This is a genomic window from Lactobacillus sp. Sy-1, assembly GCF_019303535.1.
Classification (GTDB): domain Bacteria; phylum Bacillota; class Bacilli; order Lactobacillales; family Lactobacillaceae; genus Nicoliella.
Genome location: NZ_JACCIU010000001.1, coordinates 1,095,309 through 1,111,011 on the forward strand (window position 1 = coordinate 1,095,309; position 15,703 = coordinate 1,111,011).

The following is a 15,703-nucleotide window of genomic DNA, read 5'->3' on the forward strand; positions in this document are numbered from 1 at the left end:
TTTTAATTCCCCTGGTCGCGGTCAAATGGTTCTTCTTGGTTATTGGCATTCATAACCTTAGTTAACTTGTTTTCTGCATTGTTTAAGGTTGCTTGTAGTTCGCTGCTGAGTTGGACGCCAGCTTGGAACTGTTTTAAAGCCTGTTCCAGTGGGACGTTCCCCTGTTCTAGTTGTTGAACAATTTGTTCTAGTTTTTGCATATTTTGCTCAAATGATGGTTGATCAGTCATTATTTTTTCGCTCCTTAACTTCAATCTGCTTAATTTGGGCCTTCGCGTTTCCGTCGATAAACCCGAGGGTAATTTGATCATCAACCCGTAGTTCACTTGCGGTTTTAATCACGTGGTCATCCTTGGAAACGTATGAATAACCACGACCCATAATCTGCAGTGGGCTGAGGTGGTCCAAAGCGTTCACAACGCGTTTAAAGTGGTTTTGCTTATCATTCAATTGATTGATAATGGCACTGCGCAACCGTTCATCCAACCATTTTAACTGGTTGCCTTGGTTTTGAATTAGCCCCATTGGGCTTTGCGCCCGAAGGTCATAATTTAATTTTTGCAGGATGTTTTGCTCGTCATTTAATAGGCCCTTAAAGGCGGCGTTCAAGCGTTGATTAAGATTATCAAGGTGTTGAACGTAAGCCTCATATAGTCTCTCTGGTTGTTTAAAGACATAGGACGCTTGCACATTCGCAAGGCGTTGTTGGTAATTAAATAAGAGGTTGCGAAACGCCACCAGGGTGCGATCATGGAGCTGATTTAAATTAATCAATACCTGGGAAAGCTTTGGCACTGCTTCCTCGGCCGCTGCAGTCGGAGTCGCAGCCCGCATATCAGCAACGTAGTCGGCAATGGTCGTATCGGTCTCATGTCCCACTGAAGAAATGATTGGAATTTGGCTATTATAAATAGCCCGCGCCACCCGTTCTTCGTTAAATGGCCACAAATCTTCGATGGAGCCACCCCCACGACCAATAATTAACGTATCGTAATTCCCCAACGCATTAACCCGTTCAATCTGGGTAACAATATCATCAGCTGCTTTATCTCCCTGTACAACGGCTGGAAATAGGACAATTTGGGCAATGGGATAGCGCCTTCTAACGGTCGTGATAATATCCTTAATCACGGCTCCGCTTTCGGATGTTACAACCGCAATTCGTTTTGGATAATTAGGAATTGGTTGCTTATGGGCCGGGTCAAACAAGCCCTCACTCGCTAAGCGTTTTTTTAGTTGCTCAAACGCCTGATAAAGCGCACCAATCCCATCTGGCTCAATTCTTTTAATGTAGAGCTGGTAATTCCCACCAACTTCGTACACTGAAATCCGTCCAGATGCATTGACCTTCATGCCCTCTTCTAATTCAAAAGGAACCTTATCAAAATCTGATTTCCACATCATAACATTAATCTTGGTTTTATCATCCTTGAGTGAAAAGTATTGATGCTTCGGGCGCCGGCGAAAATTAGAGATTTCACCGGTAATATAAACGTGCTCTAGGTATGGATCAACGTCAAATTTGCGCTTAATGTAGCCAGTAAACGCAGAAACTGACAGATATTCAGGATTAGTGGTCATCCTTAGCACTCCAAGTTGCTAATTCAACGGTTTGCCGCATTAAAATTGCAATCGTCATTGGACCAACCCCACCGGGAACTGGGGTGATGTAGCCAGCTACTTTTTCAGCGGAATCATAGTCAACATCCCCAACTAACTTACCGGCTTCGTTTAAGTTTTGGCCCACATCAATCACAGTGGCCCCCACCTTTAAGTCGTCCCCAGATACCATGTGTAACTTCCCAGTTGCAGCAATCACAATGTCTGCTTGCTTAATGAAGCTTTTGGAATCTTCTGAGTAGTGATTCAATACGGTTACAGTAGCATTAGCGTTAATCAATAGTGCTGCCATTGGCCGCCCCACAATTGAACTTCTTCCAATTACAACTGCCTTTTTACCGGTCAGGTCAATTTGGTATTCTTCAAACATGGCCATGACCCCCTTAGGAGTACATGCAACGGGGTAGTGTTTGGGTTCATTTAAAAACAAGTTTCCGACATTAACGGGGTGGAAACCATCAACGTCTTTCTCAGGTTTAATCGTTCTAGTAATTAGTTGTTCATCAATGTGCTTAGGAAGTGGTGATTGAACCAAAATCCCATCAACTGTGGGGTCTTCGTTATATTGATTAACCACCTTTAGGAGTTCAGTTTGCGTTGTTTCAGCCGGAAGGTGGTTCACAATGGATTCAATTCCTAATTGTTCGGCCTTCTTATGCTTGTTTCGTACGTACCGAGCACTGGCCTGGTCATCCCCAACTAAAATTACCGCTAAACATGGTTTAATCCCTAAACTATGTAATTCGGTCACCATTTGTTTAGTTTCATCATTAGTCTTTTTTGCCAACGCTCTTCCATCAATAATTTGTGCCATGCTTCAATTCAACCCCTTGTTTTTTATGAACAATTTAAATTTTACAATCTCTTTTTATTTTAGCATACCAATGATTATTTTAAAAAAGGATTCGTACCCAGTACGAATCCTTTATAACAAAATTAAATTATTATTAATTTAGTAATATCGTTAACCCTCAACAATGTGTGAAAGCACGCCACTAACAAAGCGACGAGAGCGATCATCACTATACTTTTTGGTTAATTCGATTGCTTCATTAACAGCTACTTTATCAGGAATATCGTCAACGTAATCATGTTCGTAGAATGCAATGCGTAGGACGATTAAATCCACCTTTGCAATTCTACCAATCGACCACTTCTGACCTAGGTATTCACTAATTTGTGAATCTAATTCTGATTGGTGTTCAATAACTCCATCAACTAACTGACGGAGAAATTCAGGATATTCAGCCTCGTCATCCTTAACGATTGCATGGAAAAAACTTTCCTTGTCAGTTTCTTGATTTGCATTGATTGCAAACAAAGTCTGAAAAGCAAGCTCTCTAATTTGATGTCGATTTAAACTCACTTTTACTCACCCTTACTGTTATCGTTATCCGCAAATAAATCATCAGGATCAATTTTGCTTTCAGAATGAGCATGAACAATCCCTTCAATATGAACGTTTACATCTAAAACATCCAATTCGGTCATAAACAAGAGTTGTTGTTTGACCTTATCTTGGATTTCTAACGCTACCTTGGGAACTGAAACTCCGTAGTCAACATAGACATAGATATCAACGCTAACTTGGTCCTGATCATTAAAGGAAAGTTTAATCCCCTTTCCAAAATCCTTGTGACCGAATAGTTCGTTTACCCCGGTGGCAAATGAACCTTGCATCCGTTCAACTCCAGGGACCTTAACAGCGGCAATGCTGGCAATGATTTCCAGTACCCGTGGGGCAATATGAATCGAACCCGCACTTTGCTTGTTGCCCTTTAATAAAGTATTACTCTCTGCCATAAATATCACCCTTTCATTAAATGCCGGTATTGATATTGTAATTAAGCTCTGGAGATATAAGTCCCATCAGTGGTGTTAATTGTTAACTTGTCTCCTGAGTTCACGAAAAATGGAACTTGAACAACTAATCCAGTTGTCATCGTAGCAGGCTTGGAACCACCAGAAGCAGTGTTTCCCTTAATACTTGGTTCAGTATCAGCAACTTCTAAAACAACCGTATTTGGTAGTTCAACTCCGAGAGTTTCGCTTCCGTATTGAACAACGTTAACTTCCATATTTTCTTGAAGGTAATTCATTTCTTGTTCAATTTGGTTTTCTGGAATGGTAATTTGTTCGTAAGTGTCCATATCCATAAATACGCAACCGGTTGGGTCTCCGTAAAGGTATTGCATCTTTCTAGTGGTAATTGGTGCTTGTTCCATCTTAGCACCAGCCCGGAAAGTCTTATCTTGAACGGCACCAGTTCTTAAGTTCTTTAATTTTGAACGAACAAAAGCGCCTCCTTTACCAGGCTTAACGTGTTGGAAACTGATGATTTTCCAAATTGCGTTATCCACCTCAATTGTTAAACCGTTCTTAAATTGTGCAGTCGAAATTGTAGCCATTGTTATTCCTCCTATAGTAAAAAACAATGATATCCCTATCTTGATTATCTTAAATATTATAACATACTTAGTCTTAGTTTGATTACTAAGTCCCAATAACAAAATAAAAAGGAGCCCATAAGGCTCCTTAGGTATCTTTTGTCCGTATTATTTAGCGACAGCTTCAGATACTGGGTATACTGAAACTTGACGACGGTTACGGCCTAAACGTTCAAACTTAACGATCCCGTCAGCAAGAGCAAATAAAGTGTCATCGCCACCACGCTTAACGTTTACACCTGGGTAGATGTGAGTACCACGTTGACGGTAGATGATTGCGCCCTTGGTAGCTAAACCACCATCAGGAATCTTAGTTCCTAGACGACGACCAGCTGAGTCACGACCATTAGCAGTTGAACCTCCCCCTTTATGGTGAGAGAAGAATTGTAAGTTCATTTCTAACATTTGATTACACCTCCACGGATGGAATTTATTGATTTATTTTTAAATTAACGTATTGCGAATAAATTTTCGCAATGTCAGCCATCCCCAATTCAAACGCTGCAAGCAACGTCTGAGCCTTCAATGACTGTTCATGATTATTAATGGCTGGGAGCTTGACGATCAATAAACCGCCATTCACGGAGTCGCTTTGGACATCCGGGATAACTCCAGCAACAGTCTGCAACGCATTCGTCGTTGTAATCGACAAAGCGGAAACCGCTGAACAAACAATATCTTGACCATATTCACCCGAATCAGCATGACCTGTTAATTCAAAGGCGGTAATCAAATCACCATGATAATGAATCATTGCTTGTATCATTAATAGCTCCCTTAATTAAGCCTTAATGGAGTCAATCTTAACCTTAGTATAAGGTTGTCTATGACCCTTCTTGGATTGGGAACCCTTCTTTGGCTTGTATCTGAAGATAGTAATCTTCTTTTCACGACCTTGCTTTTCAACAGTTCCTGAAACTGAAGCACCATCAACTAGTGGAGCCCCAACCTTAGCTGAGTCACCACCAACAAATACAACCTTGTCAAAGGTAACCTTGTCACCTTCGTTAGCGTTTAACTTTTCAACGAAGATTGATTCACCTTCAGCAACCTTGTATTGCTTACCACCTGTAATAATAATTGCGTACATCTATGTGCACCTCCTTAAATAATTTGCTTAGACTCGCCGAAATTAAGCGTCACATTAAGCGAACTTAATACTTAAATCGTGCGGTTGTAGCTGTGGAAGTCCACAAATACAACAGTGATTAGTATAACCCACTTAAAGAACCTAAGTCAAGCAACAAAAAAACATTAACCCAAAAAGGTTAATGTTTTTTAATGCTATCTTTAGTGTCGCAGGAGAGACTCGAACTCTCGACCTACGGTTTAGAAGACCGTTGCTCTATCCAACTGGGCTACTGCGACATTCAAACAACATTAATGATTATACGAGATGAATTTAAATGTGTCAATCCATATCTAAAATTATTTCGGATCAATCGGGTTTAAATTAATCTGGCGATTGAATTCAGCATTGATATCATCAGCGCTAAAGTGCAAATCAGCTAACCCTAATTTCAAAAATAGTTTCCAGGCATGGTTAAAGTCAGTTTGGCTATGCTTGAAGTAGGCTGCAAATAACATGTTTTTAGTCGCTAGGTATAGTTTACTAAAGTCCGTTTTAGTAAATTGCCGGCTCAACTTATCTAATTCATCTGCATCAACTAACACGTTCCGGTTCCAATTTCTCAGGTTTGCAACCAGTAAAAAGGACCGTAACACCCGTGCGTACTGGGCGAGTAATTCTACTGAGCTAAATGATTTTCGATCTGCCTTAGGAATATACCATCCAATCATTTTCGCTAGTTCAGCAAATGAAACGTCCAATTCAACAAACGCGTTTTTAAACCGGGTTTCTGGTAGGTACTGTAACTGGTTTTGTTGTTCAAATTGACGGTAATAATTCACCGCATTAACCAGCATTACTTGAAAGTCCAAGTACACATTCTCCCTTCTTAATTAATCAGCATCAATTTCCAAATCTGCGAGGTTGGTTAGATACCAATCCTTCAAAAAGTCGTATCTTAATAGTAGTTGGAACCATGAAACGTTCTCCCCACTATCGACAACTTGAAGCCCCCAATTAGGGTTAGCTTCATCCTGGTTGTTGAAAATATTTAGTTGAACCCCGTCAAGGTTTAACTGGGCCCCAGATAGTTGGTATGACATTAGTGGATACTTATTTTCAGAAGCCTTAATAAAGAGTTCATCAATAAAGCGAGAAGGCAAGTTTCGGTTTCTAAAGGCATGAAAACTAGCATTAGTCGTATCCAAAATGCTGTAATCAACCTCGTATCCATAATCAGTTCCCATGAACTTAGTAAACGCAATTAGCGTGTTAACTGCAATGATAATTGGGGTCGGACCCACCGTTGGGTTTAAATCCACCACAAATAGATTCAATAGCGCATTGCTATCGAAACCAGCTTGTTTAGCATCAAAATCAAGGTAAAAAATGTGTTCACCCCGATTTACGTCAGTATAGGCAATTCGATTTCGATCAACAACGAACTTAAATGAATCAGCTGCTTCTAATTGGGTCAAGTGTTGAACCACATTCCCCGCTGTTCCATTCATTTGCATTTGAATCATTGATGAAATATTATGTTCTTCTAATAAGCGGGCCATAAAGACTAAGTATAAATCAGCCGTTGAGTATCTAATTGGAAACTGCACGAATTCAGTGTCCATTTGAAAATGAATTAATTCTTGAATTGAGTTGAATAATTCTTCTAAATCATTAGTATAGGTCATCTTATCTAACAGTTCAGAATATTTAGTTCCCCGGTCCAATCCCGCTTTTAGATTCCGGTTATATTCAAAAAGCGCAATTCCCATTTTTCGATCGCTATCCTTCATGATTATCGCCTCCTAAACTTTGCATATAATCAGCATAAAGCCCTGATTGGGTATCCATGAAGTTATTAAAGTTCTGGAAGCAATCACGAATGCTTTGCTTTTCGTAGCTAATAATTGTGTCTTCCTTATTTAGCTCCAAGATTCTAGCTTCATTTTGCTTAATTTGCTTAGCCCCTTCAGAAGCCGCCTCATCTTCTGCAACTAAGTGCTTATATTGGTTGGTCAACTGGGTGTGTTCGGCCTTCACCCTTGCAGCATCCCATGGCATCGTGATTCCGGATTCGTTTTCACGAATCGCAACCTTCAAGTCAGCCTTCATTGCATCCCGTTCATCTTTTTCATCAATCAAGGATTGAATTTCCTGACTCTTGTCGGTAATTGACATAATTTCATCAGAATAGAAGGTCTTATTTTCAGCCTCTAATTCAAAGGAACGCCCTAATTTATCTAGTTCGACCTCGTTAAATTCAAATTTAACGTTTAATACGTCTAATTCGCCAAATAGCTTATGATCCCACCAGTTCCCAAAGAAAATCCGAAAATGACCAAATTGATACTCATTATAGTAGAAAAATGGATAATTTTGGCCCAAGTAGTTAATCAATCCTTCACTTAAGTAGTGGCTTAATTCAGATTGTAAATCTTTTACTAGTAGTGATACATCGTACTTATCATCAACTGGTTCTGCTGGTTGCATAATTTCATTGAAGTGCTTTGCATTAATTAACTTGTAAATCGCTAAATCGTCACCATGGTTCAACGCATCTCGTAGTGCATTTAGGTGATCAATCTTAGCGTTTAAACTAACACTTAGTTCGGTAGCCCGATTGTCTCTGTCATTATTCATTGTTTACCCTCGCTCTATTTCATGTTTTAAAACTACATCTATGTGTCGTAAACAAAAATGCAGTCAACTAGACATAGTTAACTACATTCTATAATATCATAATTTAAATTTTGGGATAAATAATTTTATTTTAAATTGTTTTAAGGTTTCCCCGAAAATCAGAAAGTGATTGGTAACCCTTATCAGTCATGATTCGTTCTAATTCAGTGGTTAAGCGTTTATAAACCCCTAGCCCTTCTGATTGCAACTGGGTCCCAACTGATACTAACTCAGCCCCACACAGAATGTGAGCAAAGACATCCGCTCCGGTTTGTACCCCACCGGTTCCAATAATCTTAATTGAAGCGTTTAAGCGTTGCCGAAGTGCCCGCACGTTTGCGAGTGCGGTTGGTAGAACCATTTTCCCGCCTAGGCCACCAAAACCACCCTTCGGTTTAATTACCACTGATTCACTAGCAACGTCGACCCAAAGGCCGTTTCCAACCGAATTAATGGTATTAACGTGGGTCAATGGGTATTTATTCAAGACCGCCGCAATTTGATCAAAATGAACTAAATCAAAGTATGGTGGTAACTTAACCCCTAGTGGTTTCTTATAAAACGCGAAAATTTCATCTAAGAGGGCCCTGGTTCCATCAACATCGTAAGCCATTTGGGGCTTACCAATTACGTTTGGACATGACAAATTCAGCTCTGTTAATCCATCATAATCTGAGTCTTGAATTTGGTGGAGCAATTTAACATCATCGGCAGCTGAAAGGCCAGCTACTGATAAAATCGTTGGCTTTGCATGGTCACTTAAAACGTACTTAATGTAGTAATCAAATCCGTAGTTCGGTAGGCCCATTGAATTGATTGAGCCATTTTGTAACTCGTAGTAGCGCGGTGCAGGATTGCCATCCCGTTTTGCTAAAGTTGCACTCTTCGTTACAATTCCTCCCATATACGGATCGTTTAAGAGGTCGTCTAACTCCTCAGTACTTTGGCAGTGAACACCAGATGCGTTTAAAAATAATTGGTTGAAAGTCAGTCCATTGATCTGACCAGTTAAATCCAGCTTACTCATTGCTTCCTCCTAATTATAATGGCTTAATTTCAAATGAACGCGCTTCTAATACGTCCAAGAAGACAGCGACCGTATCCAGAGCAGTGAATAGTGGGACTTCATTTTCAATTGCAGTCGCTCTAATTTGACTTTCATCATTCGCAGCCCGCTTAGTATTATCAACCGTATTGACTACGACTTGGAGTTGGTCTTCTTGTAATTCCGTAATCGCATTGTTTTCTGATTCTTCTAACTTATCGATCTTATTAGCAGTCAGGCCGTGCTTTTCAAAGAACTTCGCAGTTTGTTCGGTGCCTTGAATTTGGAACCCAAGAGCTTTGAAACGAAGTGCCAAGTCTAATGATTCTTGTTTGTCAGCATCGGCAACCGTAAAGAGAACGTTTCCGTGATCAGGGACCTTAACCCCAGAAGCAACGAACGCCTTGTAAAGCGCCTTAGGATAGGTAACGTCTGAACCCATTACTTCACCGGTCGACTTCATTTCAGGACCTAAAGTACTATTAACGGCTGGCAGCTTACTAAAACTAAATACCGGTGCCTTAACATGGACGGTCTTTGGTTCTGGTACTAGCCCTTCCTTTAACCCTAATTCTGGTAGTGTCTTTCCTAACATCACTTGGGTTGCCACTTGGGCCATTGAAATGTGGGTCACCTTGGAGAGGAATGGAACCGTTCTAGATGCCCGGGGATTCACTTCAATCACGTAGGCTTTATTATCATGAATTACAAATTGAATGTTCATTAACCCCACCGTCTTTAAGTCCTTGGCTAGCTTAATGGAGTCTTCAATAATTTGTTCCTTGATACTTGGGAGCATGTTTTGTGGTGGGTAAACCCCCATTGAGTCTCCAGAATGGATTCCAGCCCGTTCAATGTGTTCCAAAATTCCTGGAATAACAACGTTAGTCCCGTCAGCAATTACATCTACTTCTGCTTCTGAACCCACGAGGTAAGAATCAATCAATACTGGATGTTCATTTGAAACCTTGACCGCCCGGTTCATATATTCACGGAGAGCGTCGTCTGAGGTAATGATTTCCATTGCCCGACCACCTAAAACGTATGATGGCCGAATTAAAATTGGGTATCCAATTTCATTCGCAACCTTAACGGCGCCATCAACAGTCGTGGCGGTAGCTCCCTTTGGTTGTGGTAACTGAAGTCGGTCAATTACTTCCCCAAATAGTTCCCGATCTTCACCACGGTTAATGTCTTCAACCGTAGTCCCAAGGATTTTGATTCCCCGTTCATGAAGTGGTTCTGCAAGGTTGATTGCAGTTTGCCCACCAAATTGGACAACGACCCCCAGTGGTTTTTCGTGGTCAATTACGTTTAAAACGTCCTCAAGGGTCAATGGTTCAAAGTAAAGCTTATCAGAGATGGAGAAATCGGTTGAAACCGTTTCTGGATTAGAATTCATGATAATTGCTTCGTAGCCGGCCTTTTGAATTGCTCTAACACTATGAACGGTTGCGTAGTCAAATTCAACCCCCTGCCCAATTCTGATTGGTCCAGAACCAATTACTAGGATTGATGGTCTATCAGTAACCACAGATTCATCGGATTCTTCGTAGGTACCGTAGTAATATGGGGTCTTGGATTCAAATTCACCAGCGACGGTATCAACCATCTTGTAGACTGGTAAGATGTCATTTTGCTTTCTAGTTTCACGAATTTGATCACCAGTCTTAGACCAGAGCAGACCAATTTCGTCATCGGTAAAACCATTTTGCTTGGCCAACCGGAGCGCTTCGTTACTTTGGTCTTTTTTGAGTTGTTCTTCAATTTCGATAATGTGTAAGAATTTATCCAAGTAGAATTCATTGATCTTGGTGATTTCATGAATTTTTTCCAATGGAACGTGTCTTCTCAATAGTTCACAAATTACAAATAGCCGGTCATCTTGAGCTGGCACTAGTTGATCCAATAGGGCTTGGGTATCAACTTCAGCAAGCCGACTATCAAAGACGTACTTATCGTCAATTTCAAGTGAACGAACCGCTTTTAAGATGGATTCTTCAAAGTTCCTCCCAATTGCCATTACCTCACCCGTGGCCTTCATTTGAGTTCCAAGCTGCCGACTCGCAGCGGGAAACTTATCAAAGGGCCATCTTGGAATCTTAGTAACCACGTAATCCAAAGCGGGTTCGAATTCAGCAAGCGTGGTTCCAGTAATTGGGTTCGTAATTTCATCGAGGTGTAAACCAACCGCAATTTTAGCGGCCATCTTAGCAATTGGGTACCCAGTAGCCTTAGATGCAAGAGCGGATGAACGTGATACCCGGGGGTTTACTTCAATGATGTAGTATTTGAAACTGTTTGGGTCTAACGCCATTTGGATGTTCACGCCACCCTCAATCTTTAGGGCTCGGATAATCTTTAATGCCACATCCCGCATCATTTGATAATCACGGTCAGAAAGGGTTTGGGTTGGTGATACCACAATTGAATCCCCGGTATGAATTCCAACTGGGTCCACGTTTTCCATTGAAGCTACGATCAACGCGTTATCTGAAGCATCCCGCATCACTTCAAATTCAATTTCCTTGTAACCAGCGATTGAACGTTCCACCAATACCTGGGTCACCGGTGATAGTTCCAGTCCGTTAGTGGTAATTTCATGGAGTTGGTCGTCATTGTATGCGAATCCACCACCAGTTCCCCCTAACGTATATGCCGGTCGGATTACAACTGGATAGCCAACTTCAGCCACAAAATCTTGCGCCTCTTTTAACGTAGTGGCAATTCTGGATTCAGGAACTGGTTCGTCAAGACGTTCCATTAAATCCTTGAACAGTTCTCGATCTTCAGCTTCTTCGATCGCATGAAGCTTAGTTCCCAGTAGTTCGATATCTAATTCCTTTAGAATTCCTGAATCAGCTAATTGCTTAGCCATGTTTAAACCGGTCTGGCCCCCAAGGGTAGGTAAAATGGCGTCTGGAAGTTCTTGCCGAATAATCTTAGAAACGAATTCTAACGTAATTGGTTCGATGAACACCTTATCAGCAATTTCCTTATCGGTCATGATGGTTGCAGGGTTCGAGTTGATCAAAATCACTTCATAACCCTCTTCTCGTAATGACAAGCAGGCTTGCGAACCAGAGTAATCAAATTCAGCGGCTTGCCCAATCACGATGGGTCCTGATCCAATTACTAAAATCTTGTGAATATCGGTTCTCTTTGGCATTAGTTTTGACCTCCATTATTTTCGTTAATTAGGTTAATAAATTTGTCAAACATGTATTCGGAATCATGTGGTCCAGGACAAGCGTCTGGATGGAATTGAACGGAAAATGCTTTGTGACCCTTTAATTTAACCCCTTCAACGGTCCCGTCGTTGATTTCTTCATGGGTGATTACGAGGTCGGTATCCTTTAGGGAATCTCGATCAACGGCATACCCGTGGTTTTGGGAAGTAAAGTTCCGCCGGGTGCAATCAATGTCGCTAACCGCATGGTTAAAGCCCCGATGCCCAAACTTCATCTTATAAGTCTGTGCACCATTGGCAAGGGCAAAGAGTTGGTGTCCTAAACAAATCCCCATCAATGGGTAGTGTTCCTGCAATTCGCGAATTGTTTCCAATGCGTATGGGTATTGGGTGGGGTCACCTGGTCCGTTGGAAAGTAAAATGCCGGCTGGGTGGGATTCCATAATTTCCTTAGCAGGCGTGTTCCCTGGGAAAACAATTACGTTGGCGTTGCGCTTGGTTAAGGCCTTCACAATTGATTCCTTTAGTCCAAAGTCCAGAAGAGCGATCCGCACCCCATCACTAGGTGCTTGGTAGATGTTCTTAGTTGCCACTTGCTTTGCCTTAGCAATCAATTCTGATTGGTAATCACGTTCAAACATCTTATCGATCTTAGCTTGATTTAGTTCACTAACGATCACAGCGGGCATTGACCCTTCATTTCTGATTTCCTTAGCTAGCTTTCTAGTATCAACCCCGGTCAAACCAGGAAGATCTTCTTGTTCAGCGTATTCTGCTAAACTCATCACTGAGCGGAAATTACTGGGCCGACGCGCCAACTCGTGAATAATAATTGCATCCACGGCCGGTTTAAAACTTTCAAAATCATCACTATTAATCCCGTAATTTCCAATCAATGGGTATGTAAACACCATTGATTGCCCGTAATAACTAGGATCGGTAATCGTTTCTTGATAACCCGTCATTCCAGTACTAAATACGACTTCGGTAAAGACATCTTTAGTTGATCCAAACCCTTCTCCAGAATAAACAGATCCATTTTTCAATACTAAGTAACGCTTCATTGTAATCCCCCTCGAATGTGATTAATAAACTTGTTTCCCGGAAACGAACGTTGCAATTGTCTTACCGTAAACCTGATCACCAATAAATGGTGAATTCTTGCCCTTGGATAAAAAGTCAGCGGCATCAATGTTAAACTCGTGGTCTAAGTCCATAATTACTAAGTCAGCAGCATCACCAACCCGTAGTTGGCCAGCATCATGGAGGCCAAACGCCTTAATCGGATTGGTAACCATCCAGTCAAGCGCCGTTTGTAAATCAACCAGCCCACTCTTCACAAAATGAGTGTAAATCAAACTGAACGCCGTTTCAATCCCGACAATTCCAAAAGATGCTGACCGCATGGAACCCTGTTTTTCTTCAACACTATGGGGCGCATGGTCAGTAGCAACCATGTCAATGGTGCCATCCAATAACCCACTAATTAAAGCCGCTCGGTCTTCCGGACTCCGCAATGGTGGATTCATCTTCATCATTGGATTATCCATCGTAATCATTGAGTCATCCAATAGTAAGTGATGTGGTGATACTTCAGCAGTCACATTCATCCCCCGTGCTTTCGCAATCCGGAGTAGTTCAACTGATTCCTTGGTTGAAATATGTGCTACGTGATAATGAACGCCAGTGGCGTTTGCCAATACTAAGTCACGAGCTAGCTGGGCTGATTCACTTAAGCTACTCATTCCAGGAAGTCCTAATCGGTCGGCAGCAAGTCCAGCATTCATAACCCCACCATGAATTAGGCTATCATCTTCAACGTGGGCAACAATTGGCCGGTTCACAGATTTAGCTAGTTTCATTGCCTGATACATCGTATCGGCAGTTTGCACTCCGTGACCGTCGTTAGTAAACCCGATGGCGCCAAGGTCAGCCATATCCTTAATATCGGTTACTTGATTCGCAGTTAAATCTCCAGAAATGGCAGCGTATTGTTTAATCTTGATTACGCCATCTGCTTGATTTTTGGCAACCATCTTGGCAAAGTCAGTTGGATTGTCAACCACTGGCTTTACATTGGGCATTGCAAAAACGGTTGTAAAACCACCGTGTGCGGAAGCCTTACTCCCTGTTTCGATGGTTTCCTTATAGGTCAAACCCGGATCACGAAAGTGAACGTGAACATCCACTAATCCAGGAATGACTTGATGATTATGGGCGTCAAAAACATTCTCTGCATCCGTATTGATTGAAGAATCAATGGCGGTAATTTTGCCATCCTTGATTAATATGGAAATAGTTTGGTCGTTCAAACGTGCGTTTTTAATTAAGGTTGTCATTTTTAGTCCTCCAGTAGTCCGCGTTGGTCTAAGATGGTTGCTAGAATTGCCATTCGAGCAAACACCCCATTATGCATCTGGGTAAAGATTCGTGATTGGGGAGCTTCAACCAGTGATGAGGCAATTTCTACTCCACGGTTAACGGGAGCTGGATGCATGATGATGGCGTTTGGTTTCATTAATGATGCGCGTTCTTCAGAAAGCCCGTAGGTGTGGTAATAATCACTTGGTGTAAACGAAGCGACCGCATTTTCGGTTAATCGTTCTAATTGAACCCGTAACAACATCACAACGTCTAAGTTAGGCAGCATTTGATCAACGTCGGGATAGTAAGTTCCAAATTGGTCAAAATCAGCTGGATACCATTCTCGGGGGCCGCTAAACGAAACGTTTACGCCCATGCGATGCAATAATTCCGCATCGGATCGAGCCACTCGTGAATGCGCTAAGTCACCAATGATTCCAATGTGCAAACCCGCAAATGACCCAAATTCGTCGTGAATCGTCATTAGATCAAGCAGCGTTTGCGATGGGTGTTGGCCACTCCCATCCCCTGCATTAACTAGTGACAACGAGATGTTAGGATCCTTCGTTAACTGTTGATACCAACCGGTTTGAGCATGGCGAATTACCGCAATATCGATTCCAATTGCTTGGAGGGTCTTGATCGTATCCCCCAGTGATTCACCCTTCTTAACCGAACTAGTGGCCGGGTCAATTCCAATCAACTCAATTCCTAGCTTCTTTTCAGCCATTTGAAACGAGCTATGCGTTCGGGTGCTGTTCTCAAAGAATAGGTTCGCAGCATACACCGGACGACTAAGGTGAACCGTCTTTTGAGCATGTTTGAATTGCTCCCCTAGTTCAATTAAATCGTTAATCTCAGGTTCTGATAAATCGTTAATATTTAAGAAATCGTGGTCACTCGCTAATTGCATCAATGTGCTTCCTCCTTAAAAAACAAGACTATCCAGTAACATTTGGGTAGTCTTGTTTTTAGAATTTCCAACATCAACTACCCTCACTGGGGACATTATTGACAAATTAAACGAATTTGATATCAATCATAATAAAAGAGCCTCCTGATTCATTTAATCAGAAAGCCCTTTGGTTTGGTCTTACAGTATGTATTCAGTGTAAACGGTCCACACCCCATACTATCTCAAACCTTGGCGACTCTCTGGTCCACTCTTAAAGGATATCAATATTCATATGTTGTTTGTATTATAGCATTGAATCCAGCATAAGACAATCACAAATAAAAAAGAGTTGCCGATTAAATCGACAACTCTTTTTAAAATTTTTAATCAGTAA

The 15,703-nt window shown here is 41.5% G+C and carries 17 protein-coding genes, 1 tRNA gene and 1 other annotated feature; all 18 genes read right to left on the reverse strand.

Annotated features, from left to right (window positions below; genetic code table 11):
* Positions 1-2 precede the first annotated feature (2 nt).
* The 18 genes from HZL42_RS04640 to HZL42_RS04725 all read right to left on the reverse strand — a co-directional run bounded on the left by HZL42_RS04640 (position 3) and on the right by HZL42_RS04725 (position 15,327).
* The gene (locus HZL42_RS04640; protein ID WP_219054503.1) at positions 3-230 is read right to left on the reverse strand and encodes an exodeoxyribonuclease VII small subunit; all 228 of its coding nucleotides are present in this window, start codon (positions 228-230) and stop codon (positions 3-5) included.
* The gene (gene xseA / locus HZL42_RS04645; protein WP_219054504.1) at positions 223-1,581 is read right to left on the reverse strand and encodes an exodeoxyribonuclease VII large subunit; all 1,359 of its coding nucleotides are present in this window, start codon (positions 1,579-1,581) and stop codon (positions 223-225) included. The genes HZL42_RS04640 and xseA overlap by 8 nt, the downstream gene beginning before the upstream one ends.
* A complete protein-coding gene (locus HZL42_RS04650; protein ID WP_219054505.1) occupies positions 1,571-2,434 on the reverse strand; it encodes a bifunctional 5,10-methylenetetrahydrofolate dehydrogenase/5,10-methenyltetrahydrofolate cyclohydrolase in 864 nt (287 codons plus the stop codon). The genes xseA and HZL42_RS04650 overlap by 11 nt, the downstream gene beginning before the upstream one ends.
* Positions 2,435-2,584: 150 nt before the next feature.
* Positions 2,585-2,986 carry a transcription antitermination factor NusB gene (nusB, locus tag HZL42_RS04655; RefSeq protein WP_219054506.1) on the reverse strand — a complete coding sequence of 134 codons (402 nt, stop codon included), beginning with the start codon at positions 2,984-2,986 and terminating at the stop codon, positions 2,585-2,587.
* Positions 2,987-2,988: 2 nt separating this feature from the next.
* Entirely contained in the window at positions 2,989-3,423 is a 435-nt protein-coding gene (locus HZL42_RS04660; RefSeq protein WP_219054507.1) for an Asp23/Gls24 family envelope stress response protein, read from the reverse strand.
* Positions 3,424-3,464: 41 nt separating this feature from the next.
* Complete coding sequence (efp, locus tag HZL42_RS04665; RefSeq protein ID WP_219054508.1) at positions 3,465-4,028, reverse strand: elongation factor P; 564 nt, start codon at positions 4,026-4,028, stop codon at positions 3,465-3,467.
* A gap of 147 nt (positions 4,029-4,175) precedes the next feature.
* Positions 4,176-4,472 carry a 50S ribosomal protein L27 gene (rpmA, locus tag HZL42_RS04670; protein ID WP_219054509.1) on the reverse strand — a complete coding sequence of 99 codons (297 nt, stop codon included), beginning with the start codon at positions 4,470-4,472 and terminating at the stop codon, positions 4,176-4,178.
* A 25-nt stretch (positions 4,473-4,497) separates the two neighbouring features.
* Positions 4,498-4,833: a ribosomal-processing cysteine protease Prp gene (locus HZL42_RS04675; protein WP_219054510.1), complete on the reverse strand. Its 336-nt coding sequence runs from the start codon at positions 4,831-4,833 to the stop codon at positions 4,498-4,500.
* Positions 4,834-4,848: 15 nt separating this feature from the next.
* Positions 4,849-5,157 carry a 50S ribosomal protein L21 gene (gene rplU / locus HZL42_RS04680; protein ID WP_219054511.1) on the reverse strand — a complete coding sequence of 103 codons (309 nt, stop codon included), beginning with the start codon at positions 5,155-5,157 and terminating at the stop codon, positions 4,849-4,851.
* 19 nt (positions 5,158-5,176) lie between these two features.
* Positions 5,177-5,253, reverse strand: a sequence feature (ribosomal protein L21 leader region).
* Positions 5,254-5,361: 108 nt separating this feature from the next.
* A tRNA-Arg gene (locus HZL42_RS04685) sits at positions 5,362-5,435 on the reverse strand.
* Between the two features lie 60 nt (positions 5,436-5,495).
* On the reverse strand, positions 5,496-6,008 hold the full coding sequence (locus HZL42_RS04690) for a 2-deoxyuridine 5-triphosphate nucleotidohydrolase (RefSeq protein ID WP_219054512.1): 513 nt from the start codon (positions 6,006-6,008) through the stop codon (positions 5,496-5,498).
* 21 nt (positions 6,009-6,029) lie between these two features.
* Positions 6,030-6,929 carry a hypothetical protein gene (locus HZL42_RS04695; RefSeq protein WP_219054513.1) on the reverse strand — a complete coding sequence of 300 codons (900 nt, stop codon included), beginning with the start codon at positions 6,927-6,929 and terminating at the stop codon, positions 6,030-6,032.
* Positions 6,919-7,776, reverse strand: a complete 858-nt coding sequence (locus HZL42_RS04700; protein WP_219054514.1) for an exonuclease SbcC — start codon at positions 7,774-7,776, stop codon at positions 6,919-6,921. The genes HZL42_RS04695 and HZL42_RS04700 overlap by 11 nt, the downstream gene beginning before the upstream one ends.
* A 130-nt stretch (positions 7,777-7,906) precedes the next feature.
* Entirely contained in the window at positions 7,907-8,842 is a 936-nt protein-coding gene (locus tag HZL42_RS04705; RefSeq protein ID WP_219054515.1) for a dihydroorotate oxidase, read from the reverse strand.
* Positions 8,843-8,855: 13 nt separating this feature from the next.
* Positions 8,856-12,029, reverse strand: a complete 3,174-nt coding sequence (gene carB / locus HZL42_RS04710; RefSeq protein WP_219054516.1) for a carbamoyl-phosphate synthase large subunit — start codon at positions 12,027-12,029, stop codon at positions 8,856-8,858.
* Positions 12,029-13,114, reverse strand: coding sequence for a carbamoyl phosphate synthase small subunit (locus tag HZL42_RS04715; RefSeq protein ID WP_219054517.1), 1,086 nt, complete (start codon positions 13,112-13,114; stop codon positions 12,029-12,031). Before HZL42_RS04715 ends, carB begins: the two co-directional genes overlap by 1 nt.
* A 21-nt stretch (positions 13,115-13,135) precedes the next feature.
* A complete protein-coding gene (locus HZL42_RS04720) occupies positions 13,136-14,389 on the reverse strand; it encodes a dihydroorotase (protein WP_219054518.1) in 1,254 nt (417 codons plus the stop codon).
* Between the two features lie 2 nt (positions 14,390-14,391).
* Positions 14,392-15,327, reverse strand: coding sequence for an aspartate carbamoyltransferase catalytic subunit (locus HZL42_RS04725; RefSeq protein ID WP_219054519.1), 936 nt, complete (start codon positions 15,325-15,327; stop codon positions 14,392-14,394).
* Between the last annotated feature and the right edge of the window lie 376 nt (positions 15,328-15,703).